Raw genomic sequence first — 15,084 nt, forward strand, 5'->3', positions numbered from 1 at the left:
TCATGTTAAAATTTTTCATTATGTATATGTTCAGGAGAAAACTCTTTGGTAAGGAGGGGTTAGATGGAAGACAATATTGTCTTTTTTCCTAAATTGAAGGATCGGATTATCAATCTAGGTAAAAAAGCACTAGAAGAAAAGAACTACAGTAAAGCATTAATGCTTTGTAACCAACTGAAAGAGATGGATGAACATAATTCTCAAACCGAGCTGGCGGCGGTTGCCTGCTTACTCGAAGGAAACAAAACATTAGAAGCAAAAATAAGATGTGAAGATTTAGTATTTGGACCATTTGAGAGTGATGAAGCTATTGAAGTATATATCAGTATTTTATTTCAATTAAAAGAGTATGAAGAATTACAAAAGTGTATCAAGAAATTACTTCAGCAAAAACGAATCGATGAACCTCAATTGGATAAATACCAGGCAATGCTATCTTTAACAAATAAGGTAGTGCCAGAACGAAATGATCTTCAAATGGTGAATTTACATAATTTAGTAGAAAATAACGTGTCGATTCATAAACAACTTGAAATCATCAATGAACTTAGAGTAATTGATAATAAATTGGTTATAGATCAAATAAAAGAAGTATTGAAAAGTTCTCGAGCAAATCCATTAATCCAAAGTTTTATTTTATTTATATTACAAGAGCAATCAATTGATCATGAATTTGAAATCAAAAAAATGAGTCAAGAAATGAATTGGAATGCTATCAGTGAAGCAAATGAGCATGATCTTTTTTCAGTAAAGGTTGTACAAAAGTTAAGTTTAGTACTTGAGAGTGAGGATCCCTCAGCATTTGAATTAGCGAAAACACATTTTCAACATTTTATGACAATCTATTTTCCATTCATTCCAGAACCAAGCAATGAGGATGTTTGGACTGCTTGTTTCTATAGTATTGTACAAGAATATTTCGACCGAACTGTAGATGAAGATGATTTGTTTGACTTGTTCAAGGTTGAATATGAAGAAGTTCAACGAGCAATTACATTAGTAAGACAATATGAAAAAGAAGGATACTTTGATTTGAACGGAGGATAAATCGATAGACAGATTAGACTCCGGTTGTGTGAATGTAACGATGCCAAATCGCGTACCTAGACCAATCATATAGTAGAAATCAACATTCTTTTTTTGTGGAGACCTAAATATAAAATAGGAAATATTGAAACAAAAAAGGAATGTGTTATAATAGAATGGTTGTAACGACTATTTACTTAATTATACATGTAATATTTCCTGTTTAATCATAAATTGGACATGCGTGTATAGTACGAAAATACGTAAGCACATATATATTTTTAGATAATCTTGGAGGGAACTAACAATGACTGCTAAATGGGAAAAATTAGAAGCTAACGTTGGTCTATTAACTGTAGAAGTTGAAGCTTCTGAAGTAGATAAAGGTTTAGACGCAGCTTTCAAAAAAGTTGTAAAAACAATTAATGTACCTGGATTCCGTAAAGGAAAATTACCTCGTCCAATTTTCGAACAAAAATTTGGTATCGAAGCACTTTACAATGATGCTTTAGATGTAATTTTACCAGAAGCATACAGCCAAGCGGTTCAAGAAGTTGGTATTGAGCCAGTTGATCGCCCAGAGGTTGATGTAGAACAAATGGAAAAAGGTAAAACTTTAATTTTCAAAGCTAAAGTAACTGTAAAGCCTGAAGTTAAATTAGGCGAATACAAAGGTTTAGAAGTTGAAGAAACTGATGCAACTGTAACTGAAGAAGATGTACAAGCTGAATTAACTAAATTACAAGAGCGTCAAGCTGAGTTAGTAGTTAAAGAAGACGGTACAGTAGCACAAGGCGATACAGCTGTAATCGATTTCGAAGGTTTCGTTGATGGCGTTGCTTTCGAAGGTGGAAAAGGTGAAAACTATGCATTAGAAATCGGTTCAGGTTCTTTCATTCCTGGATTTGAAGATGCTTTAGTTGGTGCAAAATCAGGTGTTGAAACTGATGTAAACGTAACATTCCCTGAAGAGTACCACAGTGCTGAATTAGCAGGAAAAGCTGCTACTTTCAAAGTAACTGTACATGAAATTAAATCTAAAGAACTACCTGAATTAAACGATGAGTTTGCTAAAGATGTAAACGATGAAGTTGAAACTTTAGATGCTCTTAAAGCAAAGATCAAAGCTGATTTAGAAGAGTCTAAAAAAGCTCAAGCTGAAGGTAGCTTACGTGATGCATTAGTACAAAAAGCTGCTGACAATGCTGAAGTTGAAATTCCTGATGTAATGTTCGAAAGCCAAGTTGACCGTATGGTTAAAGACTTTGAACAACGTATTGCACAACAAGGATTAAACTTAGATCTTTACTACCAATTCACTGGTACAAAAGAAGAAGATCTACGTGGCCAAATGCGTACAGATGCTGAAGCTCGTGTGAAAATCGACCTAACAATCGATGCAATCATTGAAGCTGAAAAAATCGAAGCAACTGAAGAAGAAGTTAACGAAGAATTAGGACGTTTATCTGAAATGTACAATATCCCTGCTGACCAATTAGTTGGAATGCTTGGTGGTACTGATGCAGTTCGTGATGATATCCAAATCCGTAAAGCTGTTGAATTATTAGTAGATAGCAGAAAAAAATAAGCGTTACTTATAAATATAGTGTATAAAACAAGGCGCGAATCTTTCGTGCCTTGTTTTTAAATAATGAAATATTTGGTAATATGAACTGATTCCTTTAAAATGCACATATACATATGTTAGAATCTGTTAATACAGTTTTTAAAAAAAGATTGTGGCTATACTAAAAATAATTCTTTAAAAAAAGGATTATCTACATTACATTAGAATATATATATTCTAAAAATTTAAACAACTTAAGAGAACTAAATAATTGCTTTGTTTATTTTGTGTGCTATCATATAGCTACAAGATACATATTTTTTCGTAATACATACATAATGAGTGACTTTTTAGAAATTTTTAGAGGGAGTGAACATATGTTCAAATTTAACGAAGAAAAAGGACAGCTAAAATGTTCGTTCTGTGGAAAATCTCAGTCTCAGGTAAGAAAGCTAGTTGCTGGACCTGGTGTGTACATTTGTGACGAGTGTATCGAATTATGTACTGAAATTGTTCAAGAGGAATTAGCAAAAGAAGAGGAAGTAGAGTTTAAAGATGTACCAAAGCCAAAAGAAATTTGTGAAATTCTTGATGAATACGTAATTGGTCAAGACAATGCAAAAAAGGCTTTATCAGTAGCTGTTTATAATCATTACAAACGAATTAATTCAAATAGTAAGATTGATGAAGTTGAATTATCGAAAAGTAATATTGCAATGATTGGACCGACTGGTAGTGGTAAAACATTATTAGCTCAAACATTAGCACGTATTTTAAATGTACCTTTTGCAATCGCTGATGCTACTTCATTAACTGAGGCTGGATATGTTGGAGAAGACGTAGAGAATATTCTTCTAAAACTAATCCAAGCAGCTGATTATGATGTAGAGCGTGCAGAAAAAGGTATTATCTATATTGATGAAATTGACAAGGTTGCTCGTAAATCTGAGAACCCATCAATTACTCGTGACGTATCAGGTGAAGGTGTACAACAAGCACTTTTAAAAATTCTTGAGGGAACAGTTGCTAGTGTACCGCCACAAGGTGGACGTAAACATCCTCATCAAGAATTTATTCAAATCGATACCACAAATATCTTATTTATTTGTGGTGGAGCATTTGATGGTATTGAACAGATCATTAAACGTCGTTTAGGTAAAAAAGTAATTGGATTTGGTGGAGACTCTGAAAAGAATGATTTAAGTTCAAAAGAGATCTTAAACCACGTATTACCGGAAGACTTATTACGATTTGGTTTAATTCCAGAGTTCATTGGTCGTTTACCAGTTTTAGCGAATTTAGAACAACTTGATGAAACATCATTGGTGGAAATTTTAACGAAACCAAAAAATGCGTTAATCAAGCAATATCAAAAATTGCTAGAGCTTGACCAAGTTGAACTTGAGTTCGAAGACAATGCGTTAACTGAAATTGCTAAAAAAGCAATTGAACGTAAAACGGGTGCTCGTGGTCTACGTTCAATTATCGAAGGAATTATGTTAGATATTATGTTTGAATTACCTTCTCGTGAGGATATTCAAAAATGCGTAATTTCTGCAGAAACTGTTAAGTCTGGTGCAGCTCCAAAGCTTGTATTAGAAGATGGTTCGGAATTAGAATTGAATAAAAAAGAAAAGAAAAATAAATTAGCTTAATCAAAAAACCAAATGTTCATAAGAGCATTTGGTTTTTTATTTTTTGATTGTATTCTATGCATTATATTCGCTAGATAAAAATTACTTTATTAAAATAATCTTACTTTGAATAAGCTTAAAAAGTAAAGTAAAGGTAAGTAAGTTAATTTTTAAAAATGGTTTATCCTTCCAATTAAGAGGCGATACTAGAATTAATTTCTACTTCAGTGGAGGGGTATAAAATGAACTTAACAACTATTATTTTATTAGCACAGCTCGCTTTAGGTACAATTGTCGCATTGTATTTTATTCATTTATTAAAAGGTCAACGAACAACAAAAGTTTCAATTGACCGTGAATCTAAAAAAGAAATGGAACAATTAAGGAAGTTAAAAGCAATATCTTTAACTGTTCCGTTAGCTGAAAGAGTCAGACCGACTACTTTTAATGATATTGTTGGACAAGAGGATGGCATTAAAGCATTACAAGCATCTTTATGCAGTGCCAATCCACAGCATGTCATTATATATGGACCACCTGGTATTGGGAAAACTGCAGCTGCAAGACTTGTATTAGAGGAAGCTAAAAAAAATCCTCAAACACCTTTTAAAAACGATGCTGTCTTTATTGAATTAGATGCAACTACTGCTAGATTTGATGAGAGAGGTATTGCAGATCCACTAATCGGTTCAGTTCACGACCCGATTTACCAAGGAGCAGGTGCTATGGGGCAAGCAGGTGTTCCTCAACCGAAAAAAGGTGCTGTAACGGATGCGCATGGCGGAATACTATTTATTGATGAAATTGGAGAACTTCATCCAATTCAGATGAATAAAATGCTTAAGGTATTAGAGGATCGAAAAGTAAAGTTTGAAAGTGCTTATTACCAAGAAGAGAATCCATCTATTCCTGCACATATTCATGAGATATTTAAAAATGGATTACCGGCAGATTTTAGATTAGTAGGAGCAACAACACGATCTCCTGAAGAAATACCACCTGCTATTCGTTCACGTTGTTTAGAAATATTTTTTAGAGAGCTAGAACAAGATGAGATTCAAGCAGTCGCAAAAAGATCTGCTGAAAAAATTGATTTAACTATTTCTGAAAAAGCACTAGAATTAGTCGGAAGATATGCAAAAAATGGTCGTGAAGCAATCAATTTAATTCAATTAGCTGGTGGGATGGTTTTAACTGCCGGACGTAACGAATTAGTGGAAGAAGATATTCAATGGGTTGTCTCAGTCAGTCGCCTATCGCCTAGACTGGTTAATAAAATACCAGAACTACCAACAGTTGGACTCGTAAATGGATTAGCTGTATATGGTGCAAATATCGGTGCGTTATTATCTATAGAAGTTAGTGCCATTCCTGCAAAAGAAGCGGGTAAAGGAACAATAACAATTACAGGTATTGTTGAAGAAGAAAGCCTTGGAAATCAAGGTAAATCAGTTCGAAGAAAAAGTATGGCTAAGGGTTCACTAGAAAATGTAACGACTATATTACGTAAAATTGGTGTCCCGATCGAAGACTTTACAATTCATATTAACTTTCCAAGTGGTGCTTTAACAGATGGTCCATCTGCTGGTATTGCAATGGTTGTTGGGATATTTTCTGCAGTTAATAATATACCAGTTGACAATACAATTGCATTAACTGGTGAAATGAGTATACAAGGTGACGTAAAACCTGTTGGTGGTGTACCGGAAAAAGTAAAAGCAGCAGTAAAGGCTGGGGCGAAAAAAATTATCATTCCAAAAGAAAACGATCAAGCGTCATTACATCAATATGAAAACGTTGAAATTTTAGCTGTTGATCGAATTGAAAAAGTATTACATGAAGTCTTTAAAGATAATTGGAAATTTGAACTAACAAAGAAATCAACAAAAGAAGACTTTACCCAATTAACATTATTTGAAGAAAGTCAATCGCAATCTATGTAAATAAAAAAAAGTGTTCGAATCAACTCATTTCGAATAAATAGAGAATAACACACATTTTTTCTCTATTTTCATTGAAGTTGAAGGAACACTTTTTTTATTGCTTGTAAAAAGTGCTTCCATGTATTCTACTTATGCTTGTCGGGTCAGAACGAGTCGCTTCCACATTTCTAAAAATACAAATTCATTTCATTGTAAATGATATGGATGTTAAGGTAAAATAACTAAATAGAATGAAATATATGGAGGTGTAACGAAATGAAAGTTACAAAAGAAAAAGTTGTACCCCTCCTACCTTTAAGAGGAATTAGTGTATTTCCTGCGACAATTGCACATCTCGATGTAGGAAGAACGAAGTCAATAAAAGCCATACAGGAAGCAAATGATTTAGATCATTTAATTTTTGTGGTTACGCAAATAGATGCAGATACTGAAAATCCAAAGCTTGAAGAATTATATCAATTTGGTACATTAGCGAAGTTAACGCAAAAGATTACGCTACCAAATGGTACAGTTCGCATTACAGTTGAGGGTTTACACAGAGGAAAGATTAAATCAATTATTGATCAAAATGAGTCCTTTTCTGCAAAGGTAGAAGAGTTTCCAGATGAACAAGATGATTCCAAAGAGCTTAGAGCTTTAATGAGAACTCTGTTACAACATTTTAAGCAATACAGTAAATTATCAAAACGTATTTTACCTGAAACAATCGCAACGATTGTAAAACAAGATCAACCTGGTAAGTTAGCTGATGCGATGATTGATGCTATTCCTTTAAAGGAAGAAGAAAAACAAAAAATATTAGCAACAGTTGATGTAACAGAAAGAATACATAGTATCTTGAATTTTCTTCAAGATGAAAAAGAATTACTTAAATTAGAAGAGAAAATTGGTCAACAAGTTAAGAAAAGTATCGATAAAACTCAAAAAGAGTATTTCTTAAGAGAGCAATTAAAAGTGATTCAACGTGAACTTGGTGATCGTGAAGGCAAAACAGAAGAAGTAGATAAATTTTTAACCAAAATAGAAGAAGCTGGGATGCCAGAAACTACAAAAGAGTTAGTTTTGAAGGAATTAGCTAGATATGAGAAGCTTCCTCCAAATGCTGCAGAAGCAGGAGTGGTTCGAACGTATTTAGATTGGATGGTGTCACTTCCATGGTCACTTGGAACAGAGGATACTTTAGATATTCATCGTTCTGAAAAGATTCTAAATAATGAACATGAAGGACTTGAAAAAGTTAAGGAACGTATTTTAGAATACTTAGCTGTTCAGCAATTAACAAATTCATTACGCGGTCCGATTTTATGTTTAGCAGGACCTCCAGGGGTTGGTAAAACTTCTTTAGCTCGTTCAATTGCGAATGCATTGTCACGAAAATTCGTTCGTGTATCTTTAGGGGGCGTTCGTGATGAATCAGAAATTAGAGGACATAGAAGAACGTATATCGGAGCAATGCCAGGTCGAATTATTCAAGGTATAAAGAAAGCTGGCTCTAATAATCCTGTTTTCTTACTTGATGAAATCGACAAAATGTCTAGTGATTTTAGAGGAGATCCTTCTTCGGCTATGCTAGAGGTGCTTGATCCTGAGCAGAACAATTCTTTCAGTGATCATTATATAGAAGAGCCTTTTGATCTTTCACAAGTGTTATTTGTAGCAACAGCTAACGATTTATCTACAATTCCGGGACCTTTACGTGATAGAATGGAAATCATAACTCTTTCTGGTTATACTGAGCTCGAAAAGATTAATATAGCGAAAAAGCATTTATTCCCAAAAAAATTAGCTGAACATGGTTTAAATAAATCAACTGTTCAAATTCGTGAGAGTGCATTAAGTTCAATTATCCGTCATTATACTCGTGAAGCAGGAGTACGATCATTAGAGCGAGTTCTTGCTACATTATGCCGTAAAGCAGCAAAATTAATTGTTTCAAACGAGAAACAAAAAATAATTTTTACTGATAAAAATATTGAAGAGTTTTTAGGTAAGAAGACTTTTTCATACGGACAAATGGAAAACGAAGACCAAATTGGCGTTGCAACTGGTTTAGCATACACTGCATTTGGTGGAGATACGCTATCTATTGAAGTATCACTGTATCCTGGTAAGGGCAAGCTAACTTTAACTGGTAAACTTGGGGATGTAATGAAGGAGTCTGCACAGGCTGCATTTAGCTATATACGCTCAAAAGCGGAAGGACTTGGTATTGATCCTGATTTCTATGAGAAATTTGATATTCATATCCATGTTCCAGAAGGTGCTGTTCCTAAGGATGGTCCTTCAGCTGGTATTACGATGGCAACTGCATTAATTTCTGCCCTAACTAATAAACCAATTCGTAAAGAGGTTGGAATGACTGGTGAAATTACATTACGTGGTCGAGTATTACCAATTGGTGGATTAAAGGAAAAAATGCTAAGTGCTCATCGAGCTGGATTAACAACAGTTATCATACCAAAAGAAAATGAAAAAGATTTAGAGGATGTACCACCTTTGGTTAAAGAAGGATTAACTGTTATCCCTGTTTCCCATTTAGATGAGGTTTTAGTGCATGCTATAGTAGGAGTGAAAAAATGAAAGTAACATCAGCGGATATTGTGATTAGTGCAGTTCGTCCTAATCAGTATCCAGATACACAGCTTCCCGAAATCGCATTGGCAGGCCGATCGAATGTAGGGAAATCATCGTTTATAAATAAAATGTTAAACCGTAAAGCGTTAGCCCGTACTTCTTCAAAACCTGGGAAGACACAAACTTTGAATTTCTTCTTAATTAATGAAAAGTTATTTTATGTGGACGTTCCTGGTTATGGATATGCGAAGGTTTCTAAAACTGAGCGTGAAGCATGGGGGAAAATGATTGAAACATATATCACGTCTCGTGAGCAATTAAGAGCTGTGGTGCTTTTAGTTGATTTACGTCATTCACCAACAAAAGACGATGTAATGATGTACGATTTTCTAAAGCATTACGAAATCCCTGTTATTATCGTTGCAACTAAAGCAGACAAAATTCCAAAAGGTAAATGGGATAAACATGCGAAAGTTGTTAGAGAAACAATGCAAATCGAAGAAGGCGATGAATTAGTTTTATTCTCTTCTGAGACTGGTATGGGAAAAGAAAAAGCTTGGTCTATTATTGATCGAGTTTGTAAATAAAAAAGAAGCTAGTAGCAATTTTTGTCTACTAGCTTCTTTTTTATTTTTAACGCTCATTTTGAATCGTTTTAAGCATATTTTCTTCACAATAAATATATAATCGATCAGTTGATTGCAAAGGTAAGTTCTTTAACTTCGGAATATTTAGTTGTTCATTTACTGCTAATAATGAAGCGCCTTTTTTAAATAATTCCAAATATGCATCTTCATACGTGATCCATTCTTTTAACGGTTTAATGACATGAATGTTACTACCATCAAATTTAGTGTTTAATAGATGTCTAAATATTGTTGATGTACCGGGATGTAAAGTCGTTTTTGCGATTAATCTTGAAACAGATTCATAAGATAATACGAAATCATCAACATTTACATGTTTAAAGTTAACAATATGACTTTCTTTTGATATTTCTACAATTGTATGAATCGGCTTTTGATGAGTTTTTGATAATGATTCTACTGCTGATGCGATCAGTAATGTTTTGCCATCCTTTAACACACTATCTTCAATTAATGAATCTGCAAAAATACATACTCTTTTTGCACCAAAAATATTTGCGTTCAACAGTGTACTTTCTATCGATGGATCACCTTGTATAAAGTGTACTTGCGGATGATCGTAAGGTGAAATGTCAATATTTTCTATTAAGACAACTTTTGCCGTTGGGGAAGAATCAAATAATTCTTCTATAGCATCTTTTGTTTTTTTAGACCAACCAATATAAATATAATGATGATTCTCTTTATACATAATTTTTCCCTCCAACTTTAACCGATGGTACTTTGAAAAGGAATCGACAGTTTTTGAAACTAGCAAACCGATAATACCTACACCAAATATAAATAAGAACATGCCTAAACATTTACCTGCCACGGTTTTTGGAAAATAGTCACCATAACCAACAGTTGTTAGGGTTGTCATCGTCCACCATAAGCCTTCAAATAAAGTTGGAAATGTCTCAGGTTCTAAAATATGTATAGTAATCGTCCCAAATGAGACAATGAGTATAGATAGAATTAATATTGATACATAATTAAATGAAACAAATTTTTTCCATAATGTAAGGAAGTATAGCAATGACAGTCCTCCCTCTAAGAATTGTTGTTAAATCCTTCTAAGTAACGATATGTTTATTTTTTTGAAAATAGAAGGTATAAACCAATAAGGGCAATCAATACAGGCCAATATTGCTGGAAATATGAAACTTGTGACTGTAGTGAGCTAAGCATTGTTGTAAGCTTTTCATTAAAAAGGAAAAATAAAGACATAATAAATAATAGAATTCCTGGAAGTAGGTCTCCTTTACCTCTTTGAGATTGAAATAGCATGCCAATGGATATGATGAATGTTAAGACAGACCAATGATTTGGCCATGAGTCAATATGTGAGATCGCATAAAAGTGTATGCCAAATCCAAGAACGATAAATCCAGGGAAAACATAATGAGTTTCCTTACCTTTAAAAGCTTGAACTAAAAGTGCAATTCCGGTAATTAAGATTGGCGTCGTCCAGTATGTAAATATGTTTAGTGATGGGATCTGCCATTTCGAAATAAAGTAATACAAACCAAAGCCGATTAATAGGATTCCAATAAATAAACGATTTTTTTTCATAGCAACTCCTGTTTAACATTTTTTGTAATCACTTTTATGTAAAAATTATTGTATAATAGAATTTGTGTATAATTTGTGTATAATTCATAAAATGTTCAAGATTAATCATTCTACAAATTACAACATTTATGATAGCATATTGAGGTAGAACATAGTTATCATATTTTACCTAATTGATATAGATAAATCGTCATTCTTAAGATAAATAGGGGGGCTTAAAGGGAATGCACATTATTACAATCGGACTTAATTATAAAACTGCCCCGATTGAAGTACGTGAAAAAGTAGCGTTTGCACCTAGTGAACTAGCGGAAGCGATGTGTTCTTTAAAAAATGAGAAAAGCATTTTAGAGAACATTATAGTATCAACTTGTAATCGTACAGAAATTTATGCAGTCGTTGATCAAATTCACACTGGACAATATTACATGAAGAGATTTCTTTTACAAAGATTCGGATTAAAGGATGAGGAATTGTCTCCATATTTAATTATTAAAACAGGTAATGATGCGATTGAGCATTTATTTACTGTTTCAAGTGGATTAGATTCAATGGTAATCGGTGAAACACAAATTCTAGGACAAGTAAAAGATAGTTACTTACTAGCACAAGAAGATCATGTGATTGGAACGATTTTTAATCAATTATTTAAACAAGCCATTACATTTGCAAAAAAAGTTCACTCTGAAACTGGAATCGGTGAAAATGCAGTATCAGTTAGCTATGCAGCAGTAGAACTTTCAAAGAAAATATTTAGTAATCTAAAAGGATGTAATGTTTTAATTGTTGGAGCAGGTAAAATGAGTAATCTTGCTTTGCAAAACCTTTATTCACAAGGTGTTGGCAAAGTTACTGTGATTAATCGTACAACTGAAAATGCAGTAAAGCTTGCATCACAATTTAATGGAGTAGGTAAAGGACTAGAATCTTTAGAAGACTCTTTAAAAGAAGCGGACATTGTTATTAGCTCAACAGGGTCAAAGGAATATGTCATAACAGAAAAGATGATTCAACGAATTGAAAAAGCTCGTAAAGGTAAACCATTATTTTTAGTAGATATTGCGGTGCCACGAGATATTGAACCTTCTATTCATAATATTAGCAGTGCATTCTTATATGATATAGATGATTTGCAAGGTATTGTAGCTGAGAATTTAGCTGAACGTGAAAAAGAAGCAGTAAAAATTAAACAATCTATTACAGAGGAAATTGATAATTTCCAATCATGGTTATCTTTATTAGGCGTTGTACCAGTTATTTCAGCTTTACGTGAAAAAGCATTAGACATTCAATCAGATACGATGACGAGTTTAGAACGTAAACTTCCACACTTATCTGAAAGAGATTTAAAAGTCATTCAAAAGCATACGAAGAGTATCGTAAACCAGTTGCTACGTGATCCTATTATGAAAGCAAAAGAGATGGGCTCATCTAAGCAATCCGAAGCTCAAATTGCCTTATTTAAAGAAATCTTTAAGTTGGATGAATTATTGAATGAATCGAATGATGAAAAACACATGCAAACTGCTAAAGAAAAAGATACGTTACGTGTAAAACAAGAATTAGGATATTTGTAGGATTGCATAGTGGAGCTATTGGAAAGTAGTTTTGTATACCACTTGATCATCCTATTGTTTGCATGGAGTATTGTTTTTTCGTTTATCGATTTTATTGATACAAATAGACTGGCCAGTAGAGTTGCCTTTTATTTGTTAGCAATTGTTTGGGGATTTTCTACAGTTTTAATGATTTACTCTGTCAGTCAATATAGTTTATTTTCCTTCATTACATCTAGAGAAGGTTTATATGTATATGTATGGATAATCATTTCTTTATCAATGATTATTAACTGGCTTGTAAAGCTCGATTATTTAGTATTCTTTACGAATGTTGTTTCATTCTTAGTATTTTCACTGTCCATTTTAATTCCGAAGGCTGGTAAAACGGCTACACTTGTTGATCAGTTAAAATCTGAGTTACTGTACGTTCATATTGGACTTGCATTTTTAGCGTATGGAGCATTTACGCTATCGTTTATTTTCTCAGTGATGTACATTTTCCAATACTTTTTATTAAAAAAGAAAAAGTGGTCAAATCACTTAAAGAAATTAGGAAGTTTGGGTAAGTTGGAAAAAATGGTTAATACTTTTAATCTATTTGGCGTACCCCTTATGTTTACTTCCCTGTTTCTAGGAGTGATTTGGGCGAGTCTTAGATTACACTCATTTGTCTGGTATGACATGAAGGTACTTGGATCGTTTTTTGTATTAATCATGTTTAGTACATTTATTTATCTAAAAGTAAGCAACCGTTTATTTGGTAAATCTCTTTGCCTATTTAACATATGTTGCTTTTTAGTATTGTTCGGAAATTATGTTGTCTCAAATCTATATTCATCGTTTCATTTATGGAGTACGTAAGGAGCTGTAAACTATGCGTAAAATAGTTGTTGGTACAAGGAGAAGTAAATTAGCTTTAACACAAACTAAATGGTTTGTAGAAAAACTAAAAGAAGTAGCCCCAGATTATGAATTCGAACTGAAAGAAATTGTCACAAAAGGTGATGTGATTCTTGATGTTACACTTTCTAAGGTTGGCGGAAAAGGATTATTTGTAAAAGAAATTGAGCATGCAATGCTAACGAACGAAATCGATTTGGCTGTACATAGTATGAAGGATATGCCAGCTATTTTACCTGAAGGGTTAATGATTGGTTGTACACCAAAACGTGTCGATCCAAGGGATGCACTTCTGTCTAATAGTGGAAAAGGATTAATGGATCTTGCACCTGGTTCGATTGTTGGTACAAGTAGTTTAAGAAGAAGTGCACAAATTAAAGCAGTAAGACCGGATTTAGAAATCAAATGGATTCGTGGAAACATTGATACACGTATACAAAAATTAAGAGATAATGAATATGATGCTATTATTTTGGCAGCTGCAGGACTTACTAGAATGGGTTGGGCTGAAGAGAGTATCAATGAATATATTGATGAAACAATCTGTGTTCCAGCAGTTGGGCAAGGATCATTAGCAATTGAGTGTCGTGAAAATGATAGTGAAATACGTGAACTATTAAATAGATTAAATGATGAACTAACTTATACCACTGTTGAAGCTGAGCGTGCATTCCTTCATAAAATGGAAGGAGGCTGCCAGGTACCAATAGCAGGATTTGCAACAATGAATGAACAGAATGAAATTTCATTAACTGCATTAGTTGCAAAACCTGACGGAACTACAATCTTAAAAGAAACTGTAGTTGGATCAGATCCAATAGAAATTGGTGAAGAGGCTGCAAATCTATTAATTAAACGTGGCGCAAAAGAGATCATTGATTCTGTAAAAGAGGCAGCGGATGAATAATTCCTTAAATGGAATGAACATCTTAGTAACTAGGGCAGAACATCAAGCAGCTGAATTAAATCAATTAATTCAGCGGTTTGGTGGTTGCCCAATTAATTTACCACTTCAAAAAGTTCAACAGGCCTCAGTTTTACCTATGAAGCTTTATAAATTAGTAGAAGAAACAGATTGGCTTTTGTTTACTAGTGTTAACGCTGTCATATACTTTGTGCAAAATAGTACAAAAGAATTGATAGAGTTGGTAAATATGAAAAAAATTGGTGCTGTAGGAGAAAAAACAAAAAAATTCCTAGAAGAAAGTGGCATTCAAGTAACTTTTATACCAAGTCAATTTACTGGAAAAACATTAGCAACTGAGTTAAGTTCAATCTTAGGGGATAAATCTAAATTTTTATTTATCCGTGGATCACTAGCTAGTGAAACTGTTCCAAATATACTAGGAAAAAATGGACATCATGTTACTTTACTAACTGTATACGAAACCATTCCAAATACAAATGTGAGAGAGAATCTTATTACATTACTGTTGGAAAAAAAAGTAGATGTCATTACATTTTTAAACCCGTTCAGTGTAAGACAATTTTGTGATTTAATTGACGGAACAATTGATTTGAAAGAACTAGAGCACGTATGTATTGCATGTATTGGTGATGTTACTGCTTTAGAGGCTAATCAAAGAGGGTTTAAAAATATTTTAGTTCCTAGTAAATTTACGATTGATTCATTAATCAAAAAAATAGTAGAAGACGTTTCAAAATAACGTGTTCTTTGTA

At 33.3% G+C, this 15,084-nt stretch carries 12 protein-coding genes; 10 read left to right on the top strand and 2 right to left on the bottom strand.

Features of this window, described 5'->3' with window-relative positions; all coding sequences use genetic code 11:
- Nucleotides 1–63: 63 nt before the first annotated feature.
- From ACX6U0_RS17885 to yihA, 6 genes are all read left to right on the top strand, one after another.
- Nucleotides 64–1,047, top strand: coding sequence for a hypothetical protein (locus ACX6U0_RS17885; RefSeq protein ID WP_464961228.1), 984 nt, complete (start codon nucleotides 64–66; stop codon nucleotides 1,045–1,047).
- Nucleotides 1,048–1,333: 286 nt separating this feature from the next.
- On the top strand, nucleotides 1,334–2,614 hold the full coding sequence (tig, locus tag ACX6U0_RS17890) for a trigger factor (protein WP_464961229.1): 1,281 nt from the start codon (nucleotides 1,334–1,336) through the stop codon (nucleotides 2,612–2,614).
- Between the two features lie 356 nt (nucleotides 2,615–2,970).
- Nucleotides 2,971–4,248 carry an ATP-dependent protease ATP-binding subunit ClpX gene (gene clpX / locus ACX6U0_RS17895; RefSeq protein WP_464961230.1) on the top strand — a complete coding sequence of 426 codons (1,278 nt, stop codon included), beginning with the start codon at nucleotides 2,971–2,973 and terminating at the stop codon, nucleotides 4,246–4,248.
- Between the two features lie 221 nt (nucleotides 4,249–4,469).
- Nucleotides 4,470–6,170 carry an ATP-dependent protease LonB gene (gene lonB / locus ACX6U0_RS17900; protein WP_464961231.1) on the top strand — a complete coding sequence of 567 codons (1,701 nt, stop codon included), beginning with the start codon at nucleotides 4,470–4,472 and terminating at the stop codon, nucleotides 6,168–6,170.
- 255 nt (nucleotides 6,171–6,425) lie between these two features.
- Nucleotides 6,426–8,750, top strand: coding sequence for an endopeptidase La (gene lon, locus ACX6U0_RS17905; RefSeq protein WP_464961232.1), 2,325 nt, complete (start codon nucleotides 6,426–6,428; stop codon nucleotides 8,748–8,750).
- Nucleotides 8,747–9,331 carry a ribosome biogenesis GTP-binding protein YihA/YsxC gene (gene yihA / locus ACX6U0_RS17910; protein WP_464961233.1) on the top strand — a complete coding sequence of 195 codons (585 nt, stop codon included), beginning with the start codon at nucleotides 8,747–8,749 and terminating at the stop codon, nucleotides 9,329–9,331. Before lon ends, yihA begins: the two co-directional genes overlap by 4 nt.
- A 46-nt stretch (nucleotides 9,332–9,377) precedes the next feature.
- Here the strand turns inward: yihA and ACX6U0_RS17915 are convergent, their stop codons facing one another.
- Both ACX6U0_RS17915 and ACX6U0_RS17920 read right to left on the bottom strand, forming a co-directional pair.
- The gene (locus ACX6U0_RS17915; protein ID WP_464961234.1) at nucleotides 9,378–10,409 is read right to left on the bottom strand and encodes an ion channel; all 1,032 of its coding nucleotides are present in this window, start codon (nucleotides 10,407–10,409) and stop codon (nucleotides 9,378–9,380) included.
- A 53-nt stretch (nucleotides 10,410–10,462) separates the two neighbouring features.
- On the bottom strand, nucleotides 10,463–10,945 hold the full coding sequence (locus tag ACX6U0_RS17920; protein WP_464961235.1) for a LiaF transmembrane domain-containing protein: 483 nt from the start codon (nucleotides 10,943–10,945) through the stop codon (nucleotides 10,463–10,465).
- A gap of 224 nt (nucleotides 10,946–11,169) precedes the next feature.
- Here ACX6U0_RS17920 and hemA point away from each other — a divergent pair, with 224 nt between their 5' ends.
- Genes hemA through ACX6U0_RS17940 form a run of 4 tightly spaced genes read left to right on the top strand, consistent with a single transcriptional unit; the run spans nucleotide 11,170 to nucleotide 15,071 of the window.
- Nucleotides 11,170–12,522, top strand: a complete 1,353-nt coding sequence (hemA, locus tag ACX6U0_RS17925; protein WP_464961236.1) for a glutamyl-tRNA reductase — start codon at nucleotides 11,170–11,172, stop codon at nucleotides 12,520–12,522.
- A gap of 9 nt (nucleotides 12,523–12,531) precedes the next feature.
- Entirely contained in the window at nucleotides 12,532–13,365 is an 834-nt protein-coding gene (ccsA, locus tag ACX6U0_RS17930; RefSeq protein ID WP_464961237.1) for a cytochrome c biogenesis protein CcsA, read from the top strand.
- 13 nt (nucleotides 13,366–13,378) lie between these two features.
- Entirely contained in the window at nucleotides 13,379–14,311 is a 933-nt protein-coding gene (gene hemC, locus ACX6U0_RS17935; protein WP_464961238.1) for a hydroxymethylbilane synthase, read from the top strand.
- Nucleotides 14,304–15,071: a uroporphyrinogen-III synthase gene (locus tag ACX6U0_RS17940; RefSeq protein WP_464961239.1), complete on the top strand. Its 768-nt coding sequence runs from the start codon at nucleotides 14,304–14,306 to the stop codon at nucleotides 15,069–15,071. The genes hemC and ACX6U0_RS17940 overlap by 8 nt, the downstream gene beginning before the upstream one ends.
- Nucleotides 15,072–15,084: the final 13 nt, after the last annotated feature.

The sequence above is a fragment of the Gottfriedia sp. ABJ_BB2_2 genome (assembly GCF_055484705.1).